This window comes from Mycolicibacterium sp. HS_4_1 (assembly GCF_054515875.1).
In genome coordinates this window covers 1696037-1709625 of record NZ_CM137261.1, presented here as the reverse complement: position 1 = coordinate 1709625, position 13589 = coordinate 1696037, and the positions used below count along the sequence as shown (strand labels likewise).

At 68.6% G+C, this 13589-nt stretch carries 11 protein-coding genes; 4 read left to right on the top strand and 7 right to left on the bottom strand.

Annotation, left to right across the window (positions count from 1 at the left end; all coding sequences use genetic code 11):
- Position 1: 1 nt before the first annotated feature.
- Positions 2-892 carry an AAA family ATPase gene (locus ACX12F_RS08100; protein WP_459369087.1) on the bottom strand — a complete coding sequence of 297 codons (891 nt, stop codon included), beginning with the start codon at positions 890-892 and terminating at the stop codon, positions 2-4.
- Between the two features lie 11 nt (positions 893-903).
- Positions 904-2151: a glutamate-5-semialdehyde dehydrogenase gene (locus ACX12F_RS08095; protein WP_459369086.1), complete on the bottom strand. Its 1248-nt coding sequence runs from the start codon at positions 2149-2151 to the stop codon at positions 904-906.
- 89 nt (positions 2152-2240) lie between these two features.
- On the opposite strand from ACX12F_RS08095, the gene ACX12F_RS08090 reads away from it, so the two are divergent.
- The 3 genes from ACX12F_RS08090 (at position 2241) to ACX12F_RS08080 (ending at position 5979) form a co-directional block, all read left to right on the top strand.
- Positions 2241-3068 carry a ribokinase gene (locus ACX12F_RS08090; RefSeq protein ID WP_459370273.1) on the top strand — a complete coding sequence of 276 codons (828 nt, stop codon included), beginning with the start codon at positions 2241-2243 and terminating at the stop codon, positions 3066-3068.
- Positions 3069-3159: 91 nt separating this feature from the next.
- Positions 3160-4299 (top strand): DUF2306 domain-containing protein, encoded by a 1140-nt coding sequence (locus ACX12F_RS08085; RefSeq protein WP_459369085.1) that lies wholly within the window; start codon positions 3160-3162, stop codon positions 4297-4299.
- An 84-nt stretch (positions 4300-4383) separates the two neighbouring features.
- Positions 4384-5979, top strand: a complete 1596-nt coding sequence (locus ACX12F_RS08080; protein WP_459369084.1) for an HNH endonuclease signature motif containing protein — start codon at positions 4384-4386, stop codon at positions 5977-5979.
- 30 nt (positions 5980-6009) lie between these two features.
- On the opposite strand, the gene ACX12F_RS08075 is transcribed toward ACX12F_RS08080, so the two are convergent.
- Positions 6010-8043, bottom strand: a complete 2034-nt coding sequence (locus ACX12F_RS08075; RefSeq protein WP_459369083.1) for an NAD(+) synthase — start codon at positions 8041-8043, stop codon at positions 6010-6012.
- Positions 8044-8101: 58 nt separating this feature from the next.
- On the opposite strand from ACX12F_RS08075, the gene ACX12F_RS08070 reads away from it, so the two are divergent.
- Entirely contained in the window at positions 8102-8947 is an 846-nt protein-coding gene (locus ACX12F_RS08070) for an NAD-dependent protein deacetylase (protein WP_459369082.1), read from the top strand.
- Here the strand turns inward: ACX12F_RS08070 and ACX12F_RS08065 are convergent.
- The 4 genes from ACX12F_RS08065 to obgE all read right to left on the bottom strand — a co-directional run bounded on the left by ACX12F_RS08065 (position 8923) and on the right by obgE (position 13582).
- Entirely contained in the window at positions 8923-10230 is a 1308-nt protein-coding gene (locus ACX12F_RS08065; RefSeq protein WP_459369081.1) for a protoporphyrinogen/coproporphyrinogen oxidase, read from the bottom strand. The two genes, ACX12F_RS08070 and ACX12F_RS08065, sit on opposite strands and share 25 nt — an antisense overlap.
- Before the next feature lie 4 nt (positions 10231-10234).
- Positions 10235-10858 carry a PIG-L deacetylase family protein gene (locus ACX12F_RS08060; protein WP_459369080.1) on the bottom strand — a complete coding sequence of 208 codons (624 nt, stop codon included), beginning with the start codon at positions 10856-10858 and terminating at the stop codon, positions 10235-10237.
- A 130-nt stretch (positions 10859-10988) separates the two neighbouring features.
- Positions 10989-12104 carry a glutamate 5-kinase gene (gene proB, locus ACX12F_RS08055; RefSeq protein ID WP_459370272.1) on the bottom strand — a complete coding sequence of 372 codons (1116 nt, stop codon included), beginning with the start codon at positions 12102-12104 and terminating at the stop codon, positions 10989-10991.
- A 17-nt stretch (positions 12105-12121) separates the two neighbouring features.
- Positions 12122-13582 carry a GTPase ObgE gene (gene obgE / locus ACX12F_RS08050; RefSeq protein ID WP_459369079.1) on the bottom strand — a complete coding sequence of 487 codons (1461 nt, stop codon included), beginning with the start codon at positions 13580-13582 and terminating at the stop codon, positions 12122-12124.
- Positions 13583-13589: the final 7 nt, after the last annotated feature.

Genomic DNA, 13589 nt, shown 5'->3' with positions numbered 1-13589 from the left:
CCTAGTTCAGCTTCAGCTCGCCGGCAGCGCGCACCTGATCGGACTGGTGCTTGAGCACCACGCCCAGCGTGGCGGCGATCATGGCGTCGTCCAGGGTGTCCATGCCCAGCGCCAGCACCGTGCGGCCCCAGTCGATGGTCTCGGCAACCGAAGGCAACTTCTTGAGCTGCATGCCGCGCAGCACGCCGATGATCCGGACCAGCTCGTCGGCGATCTTCTCCGGCAGCTCGGGCACCCGGGACAGCAGGATGCGCCGCTCCAGGTCGGGGTCGGGGAAATCGATGTGCAGGAACAGACAGCGGCGCTTGAGCGCCTCCGACAGCTCGCGGGTGGCGTTCGAGGTCAGCACCACCAGCGGCGTCTGCTGGGCCTTGATGGTGCCCAGTTCTGGGACAGTGACGGCGAAGTCCGACAGAATCTCCAGCAGCAGGCCTTCGATCTCGATGTCGGCCTTGTCGGTCTCGTCGATCAGCAGCACGGTGGGCTCGGTGCGGCGGATGGCCGTCAGCAGCGGCCGGCTCAGCAGAAACTCTTCGCTGAACACGTCCATCTTGGTCTGGTCCCAGTCGCCGGACTGCTGACCCGACTGGATGCGCAGGATCTGCTTGGCGTGGTTCCACTCGTACAGTGCGCGGGCCTCGTCGACGCCCTCGTAGCACTGCAACCGCACCAGCTCCGAACCGGTGCACTGGGCGATGGCCCGGGCCAGTTCGGTCTTGCCGACACCGGCCGGCCCTTCGATCAGCAGCGGCTTGCCCAGCCGGTCGGCCAGGAAAACCGCGGTGGCCGTTGCGGTATCGGGCAGGTATCCGGTTTCGGCGAGTCGCTTGGCGACGTCATCGATGGCGGCATTTTCGCCGAACAGCGGCACCGAACGAGCGGGTGTACTCAAGTTCTTCTCCTCTACGCGGGCCGGGTCTGGCCGTCGCCCCACACGATCCATTTGGTGGATGTCAGTTCCGGCAGCCCCATCGGGCCGCGGGCGTGCAACTTCTGGGTCGAGATGCCGATCTCGGCGCCGAAGCCGAACTGCTCGCCGTCGGTGAAGGCGGTCGACGCGTTGACCATTACCGCGGCGGCGTCCACCTGTTCGGAGAAGCGCTGGGCCGCAGCGAGATTGGTGGTGACGATGGCCTCGGTGTGTCCGGTGCCGTACTCGTTGACGTGGCTGATGGCACCGTCGATACCGTCGACAACGGCCACCGCCATGTCCAGCGACAGGAACTCGGCGCGCAACTCGTCCTCGCTCGGGTCCAGGTGCACCGTCACCCCGGCGTCCTGCAGGGCCGTGACCAGCCGGGGCAGCGCGGTGTCGGCGATGGCCCGGTCGACCAACAGGGTCTCGGCCGAGTTGCACACGCTGGGGCGGCGGGTCTTGGAGTTCAGCAGGATGCTCTCGGCCATGTCGAGATCAGCCGCTTCGTGGACGTAGACGTGGCAATTGCCGACGCCCGTCTCGATGGTCGGCACGGTGGCGTCACGCACCACGGCGTCGATGAGTCCGGCGCCGCCACGCGGGATCACCACGTCGACCAGACCGCGGGCCTGGATCAGGTGGGTGACGCTGGCCCGGTCCTCGCTGGGCAGCAACTGCACCGCATCCTCGGGCAGGCCCTCGGCGGCCAGTGCCGCACGGAGCGCCGTGACCAGTGCCCGATTGGAGTGGGCGGCCGACGAACTGCCGCGCAACAGCGCCGCGTTGCCGGACTTGAGGGCCAGGCCGAAGGCGTCGACCGTCACGTTGGGGCGGCTCTCGTAGACCATGCCGACCACGCCGAGCGGCACCCGCTGCTGCCGAAGCTGCAGGCCGTTGGGCAGGGTGCTGCCGCGCAACACCTCACCGATCGGGTCCGGCAGTCCGGCGACCTGACGCAGTCCGGCGGCGATGCCGTCGAGCCGCTGCGGGTTCAGGGCCAGCCGGTCGATCATGGCCTCGGCGGTACCGGCGGCGCGCGCGGCCGCGATGTCCTCGGCGTTGGCGGCCAGCACCGCGTCAGCGGCGGCCAGCACCGCGTCCGCGGCAGCGTGTAAGGCGCGGTTCTTGGCTTGAGTGGTCAGTGTGGCCAGCGTGCGCGATGCGACCCGGGCCCGCCGGGCGGCGTCATGCACCTGCTGGCGCAGATCGGTGTCCGTAGCTGCGTGCACACTCATTAACCCAGGGTAACGAGGTATCTGCGGTTCAGGCCGGTCGGGGCTACCGTGGCCCGGTGACTCGCATCACCGTCGTGGGCAGCGTCAACATGGACCTGGTGTTCGGTCTGGCCGATCTGCCCGGGCCCGGGCAGACGGTGCTGGCGTCGTCGTTGCATTCGGAGCCCGGCGGCAAGGGCGGTAATCAGGCCGTCGCCGCGGCCCGGGCCGGTGCTGACGTCCAGCTGGTCGCCGCACTCGGCGCCGATGCCACCGGCGGTGCCTTGCGAAAGCACCTGCAGGACAACGGCGTCGGCCTCGACGGCGTGGTCAGCCTGCCGGTCCCCAGCGGCACCGCGGCGATCATGGTCGGTAGCAGCGCCGAGAACATGATCGTGGTGGCACCGGGCGCCAACGCGCACCTGACTCTGGACTCACGACAGGTTCGCGCGGTCGTCGCCGATTGCGATGTGCTGTTGCTGCAGCTGGAAATCCCGCCGTCCACCGCGCTGGCGGCGGCCCGGCTGGCCAAGGACAGTGGCGCGACGGTGGTGCTGAACGCCTCGCCTCCGGGTGTGGACCCGCACGCCCTCGCTGCATTGGCCGCCGCCACCGACGTGGTGATCGTCAACGACACCGAAGCCGCGGGGTGGCATTGGCCCGTCGCGCATCTGGTCATAACCCACGGCGCCGACGGCGCCGTGCACCGCACCGCCGAAGGCGAGACGCACATCGCCGCACCCGAGGTCGAGGCGGTCGACACCACCGGCGCCGGTGACGTCTTCGCCGGCGTGCTGGCCGCCGGCTGGCGAGCGGATCCCGAGCATGCCCTTCTGCGGGCCGTGACGGCAGGCGCGCTGGCCACCCTGGTCGCCGGTGCCGGCAATTGCGCACCGTACGACGAGGCCATTGAGGATGCGCTGGGTTCGGCGCCCTGACGAGCCCCGGCCTGACGCAGCAAATACTGCAGGTAAGCGACCGGTGGTCCTACAATCTGACGATCTGACGGACGACCACGAAGGAATCGCTGTGTCGCGGAGATTCTTCTTACTCACGGTCGCCATCGCCGTCTTCTATGTGCCACTTGCCCTCAACTACACCTGGCCGTTGTTCGCCCCAGAAATGTCGCGCTGGCAGGACTCGGTCAACACCCTGATCAACGGTCGCGCCTACGCGGTCGGCGAGGGGTCCGTCGAATCGGTCCGCCACCACGCCTACGCCGAGCATCGCGTGGTTCTCATGGCCCACACCACGCTGGCCGGACTTGCCTTGGCGCTGGGCTTGTTTCAGTTCTCACCGAAGCTGCGCGCCCGCCGGCCCGCGCTCCACCGGTGGACCGGTCGGGTGTATCTCGCACTGATGTCCGTCAGCATGTTGACGGCGTTGGTATTTCTGTATGTCACACCCGCTGCGCAGCATTTCATCGGGCCGGCATTCGAAACCCAGTTGCGCGCCTTGGCAATCGGCACGCTCGGCAGCGCCTGGTACGCGGTGTACGCGATCCGCCGCCGCGACGTCGTCACCCACCAGGCCTGGATGACCTACGGCATCGCCCTGATGATGACGGCGCCGCTGCTGCGCGTGATCTGGATCGGGATACAACCGCTGATCCCGCAGCACGACCTACTGACCAACATCGGCGTCGGCTCCATCATCCTCGGCGTCGCCGCACCCGCGAGCGCCGCGTTCGCGTTCATGCTCACTCAGCGCTCGGCGGCGGACGCGAGCGTCGCGTCCGCCCCGCGGCGCGCGTACTTCTTCGCCCTCGCGCTGGCGGTTGCCGGCTCGCTCGCCTACCCGACCCTGGTCGTCCGGTTGTCGGCGCCGATCCCGCACTCCTTGGTCCTTTTCCACCTGGTGCCGGCGTGGATCGTCATCGCACTCGCGGCGCGCGGGGTGTTCCGGGCGCGGGCCATCGGCGATACGGTGCGCGAACGGCAGTGGCGCTGGATCCTGTGGGGCTTCGCCGCCGCGCCCACAGCCGCCAGCTTGTACGCGCAGATCGTGCCGCCGGCTTTCACTGTTGCCGACGCCGTGCTCGCCGGCGGCATGGACGGCCCGGTCATTCCCATCACCGTCGCCTTCGCAATGGTCGTGCACACGGCGGCGCGGTCCCAACGCCCGGCCGACGACGACCTCGATGAACCCAATGTTCTCGCGGCCGCATGACCCACTTCTAAGCCCTGGAAAGTTATCCACAGGCTGGAACTTCTTTTGTGGCGCGGGTTCGGCGCGGTAATTAGAGTCGAAAGTATGTTCGACACGTTGGTCATCGAAACCAAGGAAGCCGACGACGCTGCCCTGATCGACTCGATGACCAGCGCCACCCGCACCGAAGCCCAGCACGCCGCCCGCCGATTGGCCGCCATCGCCGAACTCACCTACCGCCGCTGCACCGATTACGAAGACCGCGACCTGTGGGCGTGCGACGGCTGGGATGCCGCGGCCAGCGAGATCGGCGCAGCCTTGAGCATCAATCGCTGGCACGCCGCCAGCCAGATGCAACTTGCCCTGACTCTGCGGGACCGCCTCCCCCAGGTCGGGGCGCTACTCGCCGCGGGCGGCCTGTCCCTCGGGTTGGTCACCCAGATCTGCTGGCACACCGAGCACGTCCAAGACTCGGCCACCCTCGCCCTCATCGACACCGCCATCGCCGGCGCCGCACGCCACTGGGGACCCCTGTCCAAAGCCGACACCATCGGGCAGATCGACAGCTGGATCGAAAAATTCGACCCCGCCGCCGTCCGCCGCACCCGCAACGCCGTCCGCGGCCGCGTCGTCGAATTCGGCAAGCCCGATGACCCCGCCGGCGTCACCTCCATCTGGGGCCTGCTGCTGGCCACCGACGCCAAACTCCTCGACCGCACCCTCACCGCCATGGCACGTGAGGTCTGCGGCGACGACCCGCGCACGCTGAGCCAGCGCCGCGCCGACGCCCTCGGCATCCTGGCTGCCCGCGGCGACCGCCTCCCCTGCCACTGCGCCCGGCCCGACTGTCCCGCCGCCCGAGCCGATCCCCGCGCCGCGGCCGTGATCATCCACGTCCTCACCGAGGTCGCACCCCAGCCGGTCAGCGACCCGCTGCTCGACTCTCCTGAGGTCAGGCCCCCGGTCACGCCCGCCACCCCCGTCGCCGACGCACTAGCACCCCGACCCGAACCCGCACCTGTCATCGACCAGAAGGCCATCGGGCACCTGCCCGCCGGGCCCGTCATCCCCGCCGTGCTGTTGGCCGACCTCGCCGCCCGCGGCGCCACGGTGAAAAATGTTCTGACACCCCCGGTTCCGCCCGATGGACAGCCGCACTACCGGCCATCGACCGCGCTCGCCGCCTATGTCCGCATGCGCGACATGACCTGCATGCACCCCGGCTGCGACCGCCCCGCCACGGGCGCCGACCTCGACCACACCGTTCCGTGGCCGGCCGGACCGACCCATCCAGGCAACCTGACCCCCAAATGCCGCAAACACCACCTGGTCAAAACTTTCTACACCGGACCTCCCGGATGGCGCACCCACCAGCACCCCGACGGCACCATCGCCTGGACCGCCCCCACCGGCCACACCTACACCACCCCGCCCGGCAGCCGAATCCTGTTCCCCGACACACACTTCCCCACCCCACCACCAGCACCGCCACCAGCACCAGCGGCGACCAGCAGCGACCACCCCGGCCGCGACCTCATGATGCCCACCCGCCGCCGCACCCGCACCGACGACCGCACCCGGCACATCCGGCGCGAACGCGCCCTCAACTGGACCGAACTACTCGAATCCGCATCAACCGCCGATGCCAAACTCCGACTCGCCCAACAACTCATCGACGGCGACAGCTCCCCACCGTTCTGACGCCGAGGTGTTGTCGAAAGCGACGCGGGCTCAGGCCTCCGGGACGTTGCGCTCGATCTCATCGAGCCAGATGCGCGCCGACATGTCCGACGGCGCCCGCCAGTCCCCGCGCGGGGAGAGCGCACCACCCGCGGACACCTTCGGCCCGTTCGGCAGCGCCGAACGCTTGAACTGGCTGAACGAGTAGAACCGCTGGACAAAGACTTTCAGCCAGTGCCGGATGTCGGCCAGCGAGTACGCCACGTGCTCGTCGTCGGGGAAGCCGGCGGGCCAGTCACCTGCCTCCGCATCCCGCCACGCATGCCAGGACAGGAATGCGATCTTCGACGGCCGGAACCCGTACCGCAGCACCTGGAACAGCGAAAAATCTTGCAGCGCATACGGTCCCACTTTGGCTTGGCTGCTCTGTACATTGTCGCCGGGCACCAGTTCCGGGGTGATCTCGGTGTCCAGCACCGACTGCAACACGTCGTTGACATCGTCGTTGAACTGGCCCGAGGAGATCACCCACCGGATCAGGTGCTGGATCAGGGTTTTCGGTACGCCGCCATTGACGTTGTAGTGCGACATCTGGTCACCGACGCCGTAGGTGGACCAACCCAGCCCGAGCTCGGACAGGTCACCGGTCCCGAGCACGATGCCGCCGCGCTGGTTGGCCAGCCGGAACAGGAAGTCGGTCCGCAGCCCGGCCTGAACATTCTCGAAAGTCACGTCGTACACGGCCTCGCCGCGGGCGAACGGGTGCCCCATCTCGGCGAGCATCAGCCTGGCAGTGTCCCGAATGTCCAACTCGGAGAACGTGACTCCGAGTGCCTTGGCCAGCGCGGTGGCATTGCTCTTGGTGCGGTCGCCGGTCGCGAAGCCGGGCATGGTGAAGGCGAGGATGTCGCTGCGCGGCCGCCCCTCCCGGTCCATCGCCTTGGCCGCGACGATCAGCGCATGGGTGGAATCCAGCCCACCGGACACCCCGATCACCACGGTCGGGAAGTTCAGCGCCCGCAGGCGCTGCTCCAGTCCGGACACCTGGATGTTGTAGGCCTCATAGCAATCTTGTTGCAGCCGCTGCGGATCCGACGGCACGAATGGGAACCGCTCGATCGCGCGGAGCAGGCCGATGTCGCCCGCCGGCGGGGACAGCGTGAATTCGATGCGCCGGAAGTCCGAGGTCCGGTCGGCGAACTGGCGCCGGTTGTCGTCGAACGTGCCCATCCGCAACCGCTCGGCGGCCAGCAGCTCGGTGTCGACATCGGCGACTGACCGGCGCTCCCCACGCGGGAAACGCTCGGATTCGGCCAGCAGCACACCGTTTTCGTAGATCATGGTCTGGCCGTCCCACGCCAGGTCGGTGGTCGACTCGCCCTCCCCCGCCGCCGCATAGACGTACGCCGCCAGGCAGCGCGACGACGCCGAGCGGGCCAGCAGTTTGCGGTCGTCGGCGCGCCCGATGGTGATGGGGCTGCCCGACAGGTTGGCCAGCACCGTCGCGCCGGCCAGCGCGGCCGTCGCACTCGGCGGCACGGGCACCCACATGTCTTCGCAAATCTCCACGTGCAGAACGAAGTTCGGCAGGTCGGCGGCGGCGAACAACAGGTCACTGCCGAACGGGACGCCGACACCGTTCACCCGGATGGTCCCGGTGATGTCATCACCGGCAGCTACCTGCCGCGATTCGTAGAACTCGCGGTAGGTCGGCAGGTACGACTTGGGCACGACGCCGAGGATCGCACCGCGGTGTATCACCACCGCGGTGTTGTAGATGCGGTGGCGGTACCGCAGCGGCGCACCGACCACCAGCACCGGCAGCAACTCGACCGACGCCTCGACGATCGTCCCCAGCGCCTCGGTCACCGACTCCAAGAGCGTGTCCGACAGCAGGATGTCCTCGATCGAGTACCCCGACAGCGTCAGCTCCGGGAACACCGCCAACCCCACGGCGTCGTCGTGGCAGTCGCGCGCCAGGCGCAGCACCGACTGGGCGTTGGTCGCGGGGTCCGCGAGCGTGGTGTGGTGCGTGCACGCGGCAACGCGGACGAATCCGTGCCGATAGGCGGAATAGAAGTCCACGACTCGATTGTCGCACCGACACGTCGCGCAACACCGTGGACGGCCTACCCTCGATGGCGTGCAGGCACCTGAACTGGTCAATCTGCTGGCCGACCGGCGTCTCGCCGTGCTGACCGGCGCCGGCATCTCCACCGATTCGGGCATTCCGGATTACCGCGGGCCGGACTCGCCGCCGAGCAATCCCATGACCATCCAGCAGTTCCTGTCCGGTCCGGCCTTCCGGCAGCGGTACTGGGCCCGCAACCACATCGGCTGGCGGCACATGGCCGCACGCCGGCCCAACGCCGGCCACCGCGCCGTCGCCGCGCTGGAACAGGCCGGGCTGGTCACGGGCGTCATCACTCAGAACGTCGACCTGCTGCACACCAAGGCCGGGTCCCGGACGGTGGTCAACCTGCACGGCACCTACGCGCGGGTGATCTGCCTGAGCTGCGGGCACACCATGACCCGGGCCGCGCTGGCCGAAGAGCTGGAACGACTCAACCCCGGCTTCACCGACCGGATCGCCACCCAGGTGGGCAGCATCGGCGTGGCCCCCGACGCCGACGCGACGGTCGAGGACACCACGACCTTCCGGTACCTGGACTGTCCCAGGTGCGGCGGCATCCTCAAACCCGACATCGTGTACTTCGGCGACAGCGTGCCGAAAGACCGCGTGCAGCAGGCCTACTCCCTGGTCGACGACGCGGACGCACTGCTGGTCGCGGGATCGTCGCTGACGGTGTACTCGGGCTACCGCTTCGTCCGGCACGCGGCCGCCGCCGGCATGCCCGTCGCGATCATCAACCGGGGCCCTACCCGCGGCGACGAGCTCGCGACGGTGAAGATCGACAGCGGGTGTTCGGAAATCCTGGCGCTACTGACGAACGAACTGCCGGCTCAGAACCTGTCCGGGTGCCAGTAGACGTCCTCGGGCGTCCCCGACAACGCGTTGTCCACAGCCTCCCGGCCCTGCATGTACCCGTAATCCTGGTTGGACGACTCGTAGCGCCAGCCGCCGAAGCGGCCCCGGCTGTAGAAGCCATGGCCGCGCAGCCGCTCGTCGAGCGTCCGCACGATGTCGTCGCGGCCCAGCGTCGGCACCGGATAGCCCATCGGAACCTCTTGCACGAACCGGCTGACCACGTATTCGGACTCGGCGCCCAGTGCCCGCAGTGATTCCTCGGTGCGCCGCACCGCGTCATTACCGGTCAGCGTTTGCCCCGGCAGCAAAGGCACCTCGCACAGCACGTTCCAGCGGCCGGCGCCGGCGTTGGCGGGGTCATAGTTGTTCAGCATCGTGGCCCGGTACCAGGGCACGCCCAGGTCCGGGCAGTACAGCCAGGTCTTGTCGGCCAGCGCCGCCGGTGCCGGACCGCGGTAGCCGAGCCCGACCGCGTAGATACGGCTGGCGCACAGGGTGTTTCGTCGGGGCGTTCCCTCCGCGCCCGCCCCACCGAGCCAGTCCCAGGCGGTGGTCAGGGGCGCCGAACTGACGCAATGGTCGTACGCGACGGTCGAGCCGTCGTCCAGCGTCGCCAGCCGCCGGGCCATGTCGATGTCGACCACCCGGGTGCCCAGCCGAACCGTCTCGGGCGCCAGCATCTGGTCGTACACCCCTTGCCACAGTGCGCCGGTGCCGCCGATCGGGTACGGAAAACTGCCCGCAGGCGCAGTTGCCGAGCCGGCCAAACCGAGGCGCGGCACGTTCGGCGCGGCACTGCCGCTGCGCAGCGACGTCCATTCGTGGTCGATCTGCTCGAGCGGGGCCGTCCACATCTTGTAGTTGTAGGGGCCGAAAAACTCGTCGAAAAGTTTGCCACCGAAATTGTTCCGGTAATAGTCGGCGAGGTTGTGCAGCGGTGCGTCCGGGTACAGATCGGTCGGCAGCTCGGTGAGTTGCTGCTGAATGGGCGTCGGCACCAGGGCATGCGGTCCGCTGCCGTCCAACCACACCCAACCATTCCGGGCGACATCGTTCATCTTGACGCCGGACGCGGCGACCGCCCGGTCGAATTCTGCGAAGTGGCTGTGCAGCACATGGCCGCCGAGATCCCACGTGAAACCGTGCGCGTCACGAACCGAGGCCGCCATGCCCCCGACCTGATCGCCGGCGTCCACCACGAGGTGGTCGATGCCGAGTTCGGTCAGGCGGACAGCAGCGCCCAGCCCCGTCGGACCCGCTCCGACAATGAGAAAGGTCGGCACCGGGTCAGAAATCGACGACCAGTCGGGCCGGCTCGAAACCTTCGGCGAACGCCCGGCGGCACAGGAAGCCGTAGTGCTCAGCGGAACTGCGCACCCAGGAGGCGCTGACCTTTTCGCTGGCCTCGGCCTGCGACACGTGCGACATGAGAGCTTCGACCTTCTTGTCCAGTGCATCCGAGATGTCCACGAAGGCCGTCGGATTGAAACCGATGGCCGACGGTCCGCCGTAGGTCATGATCGACGACACCCACCGCGCGGCACCGAGGGTACAGCGGGAAACCACTCGGTGATCCTGGTGGCTGTCGTTGGCTGTATGGGTGTAAACGATTGTCGCAGCAGACTTTTCGATGGCATCTTCGATCAGGTGCACCAGCTCGAACTCCTGCAGCGAGACACGGCAGTCGCCGAAACCCTGGCCCCACAGCAGCTCGTGGACACCCAACACCTCGACGGCACGGAGTTGCTCATTCACCCGCTCCTGCGATTCGCCCGGCCCCTCTTCGCCGCGGGTCACCACCAGCATGGTGACCCTGTCGCCGGCCGCTACGTGCTTTGCCAGCGCGCCGCCGCAGCCAAGTTCGATGTCGTCGGGATGCGCGCCGACCGCCAGTACGGACTGTCTCGCCATCGCCCCCCCAATTCTGTTTGCTGCGCAGGTGTCGAAGGCAGCATAACCCTAATTTAATAGGCAGGCCTTCTCTAACAGGCAAAACACAGAACGAGGCGGTGATTCTAGCCAAATACACACAAAGTCGACGTCAAATTGCTACCAGGTCGTCGGCGTGAACCGCAGGTCGGCGCAGCTCCACGGGCAGCTCGGGAGTGGACCGCCCGATGATGCCCGCGAGCTCGGAGTCGTCGTAGGCCACGACCCCGCGGGCCACCGCGCCGCCGTCCGGACCATGCAGTTCGACGACGTCGCCGCCGTGGAAGCGGCCCGACACCGCTGTGATGCCCGCCGGCAGCAACGATCTCCTTTGCCGGACGACGGCCCGCACCGCACCGGCGTCCAGAGTCAGCGTCCCTGTCGTCTCCGCCGCATAGCGCACCCAGAACCGCCGAGCCGACATGCGCTCGGGGCGGGCGGCGAACACCGTGCCCACCGAGGCGTCGGTCAGCGCGGCAGCCGCGTCGCTGGCGGCCGCCAGCAGCACCGGAACACCCGCATCTGCCGCGAGCAGTGCCGACGACAGCTTGGACGCCATGCCGCCCGTGCCCAGCCGGCTACCGCCGGTCGCCGACACGCCGTCGAGGTCGCCCGACGCGGCGACCTCCGGGATGAAGCGGGCTGGATTGTCCTTGGGCGCCTTGCGGGGATCACCGTCGTACAAGCCGTCGATGTCGCTCAGCAGGATCAGCGCGTCGGCCCCGACCAGCTGCGCCACCAGGGCCGACAGCCGGTCGTTGTCACCGAACCGGATCTCGTTGGTGGCCACTGTGTCGTTCTCGTTGACAATCGCGACGGCGTGCAGCGCCCGCAGCCGGTCCAGGGTGCGCTGGGCGTTGTTGTGCTGCGCGCGCTGCGCGATGTCGTGCGCGGTGAGCAGCACCTGCCCGACGGTCCGGTCATACCGGCCGAACGCCGAACTCCACGCGTTGACCAGAGCCACCTGACCGACGCTGGCTGCGGCCTGCTTGGTGGCCAGATCGGTCGGGCGCTTGCTCAGGCCGAGCGGCTCGATCCCGGCGGCGATGGCACCAGACGACACGATCACGACGTCCGAGCCGGCCTTCATCCGCTTCTCGATGGCGTCCGCGAGCGTGGCCAGCCGGCCCGCGTCGAACATGCCATTCGGCGCGGTGAGGGCCGTGGTCCCGATCTTGACGACAACGCTGCGCGCCGTACGCACGGCCTCGCGGTGCACCGAGGGCACCGCGTCGGGGCTGTGAGTCACGACTCGTCCTCGGGTTCCTCCGCTGACCGGCGGCGTTCCTTACGGGCCGCCTTACGTTCCGCCGCGCCGACGCGGTCGGTCTGCTCCAGACGGACATCGGTACCGCGCCCGGACATCTGCATGTCGACACCGGCGGGCGTCTGCGGCTCCCAGTCGAAGGTGACGTCGCCGATGGTGACGGCGCAGCCCGCGCGAGCACCCATCTTCAGCAGCTCGTCCTCGACGCCCAGGCGCGCCAGCCGGTCGCCCAGGTAACCGACCGCCTCGTCGTTGTCGAAAGCCGTCTGCGCGATCCAGCGTTCCGGCCGGGTACCGCGCACGATGAAGCCGCCGGAGCCGTCCGATTCGACGGTGAAGCCGGTCTCGTTGACCGCGATGGGGCGGATGATCGGCCGGCGCGGCGCCACCGCAGGCTGTGCGGCGCGGTACGCCGCAACCATGTCCCAGAGCGCAAAGGTCAACGGACGCAAGCCATCTCGGCTCACCGTAGAGATTTCGTAGACGGGCCAGCCGTACTTGGCGGCCACCTCGTCCTTGACGAAGTCGGCAAGTTCGCGGGCGTCGGGAACGTCGATCTTGTTGAGCAGCACCGCCCGCGGCCGCTCGGCCAGGTCGCCGAGGGTCGAATCCCCTTGCAGCGTCGGCGTATACGCCGCCAGCTCGGCCTCGAGCGCCTCGATGTCGGAGATCGGGTCACGGCCGGGCTCCAGGGTGGCGCAGTCCACCACATGGACCAGGACGGCGCAGCGTTCGATGTGCCGCAGGAAGTCCAGGCCCAGGCCGCGGCCCTCGGAGGCGCCGGGGATCAGGCCCGGGACGTCGGCGACGGTGAAAGTGTTCTCGCCCGCCGAGACCACACCCAGATTGGGCACCAGCGTGGTGAACGGGTAGTCCGCGATCTTCGGCTTGGCGGCCGAAATGGCCGACACCAGAGAGGATTTACCGGCCGACGGGAAGCCCACCAGGCCGACATCGGCAACCGTCTTGAGTTCGAGGGTGAGATCGCGGACTTCGCCCTTCTCCCCCAGCAGCGCGAAACCTGGCGCCTTGCGCGCCCGCGAGGCCAGCGCGGCGTTACCCAGCCCGCCGCGGCCACCGGCGGCGGCCTCGAAGCGGGTACCGGCGCCGACCAGGTCAGCCAGCATTCGGCCCTGATCATCGAGGACGACGGTGCCGTCGGGCACGTGGACCTCAAGATCGGCGCCCGCAGCACCGTCGCGGTTACTGCCCGCGCCGGGCTTGCCGGAGGGTGCGTCGACATGCGGGCGGAAGTGGAAGTCGAGCAGGGTGTGCACCTGCGGGTCGACGACCAGCACGATGCTGCCGCCCTTACCGCCGTTGCCGCCGTCGGGCCCACCGAGCGGCTTGAACTTCTCCCGATGTACCGACGCACAGCCATTGCCGCCGTTACCGGCGCGCGCGTGGATCACCACACGGTCAACGAACCGGGGTGCCATCTGACGT

Coding starts and splice junctions, on each gene's coding strand:
- ACX12F_RS08095 (WP_459369086.1), bottom strand. CDS start 2,151: ATGAGTGTGCACGCAGCTACGGACACCGATCTGCGCCAGCAGGTGCAT.
- obgE (WP_459369079.1), bottom strand. CDS start 13,582: ATGGCACCCCGGTTCGTTGACCGTGTGGTGATCCACGCGCGCGCCGGT.
- ACX12F_RS08080 (WP_459369084.1), top strand. CDS start 4,384: ATGTTCGACACGTTGGTCATCGAAACCAAGGAAGCCGACGACGCTGCC.
- ACX12F_RS08090 (WP_459370273.1), top strand. CDS start 2,241: ATGGACCTGGTGTTCGGTCTGGCCGATCTGCCCGGGCCCGGGCAGACG.
- ACX12F_RS08060 (WP_459369080.1), bottom strand. CDS start 10,858: ATGGCGAGACAGTCCGTACTGGCGGTCGGCGCGCATCCCGACGACATC.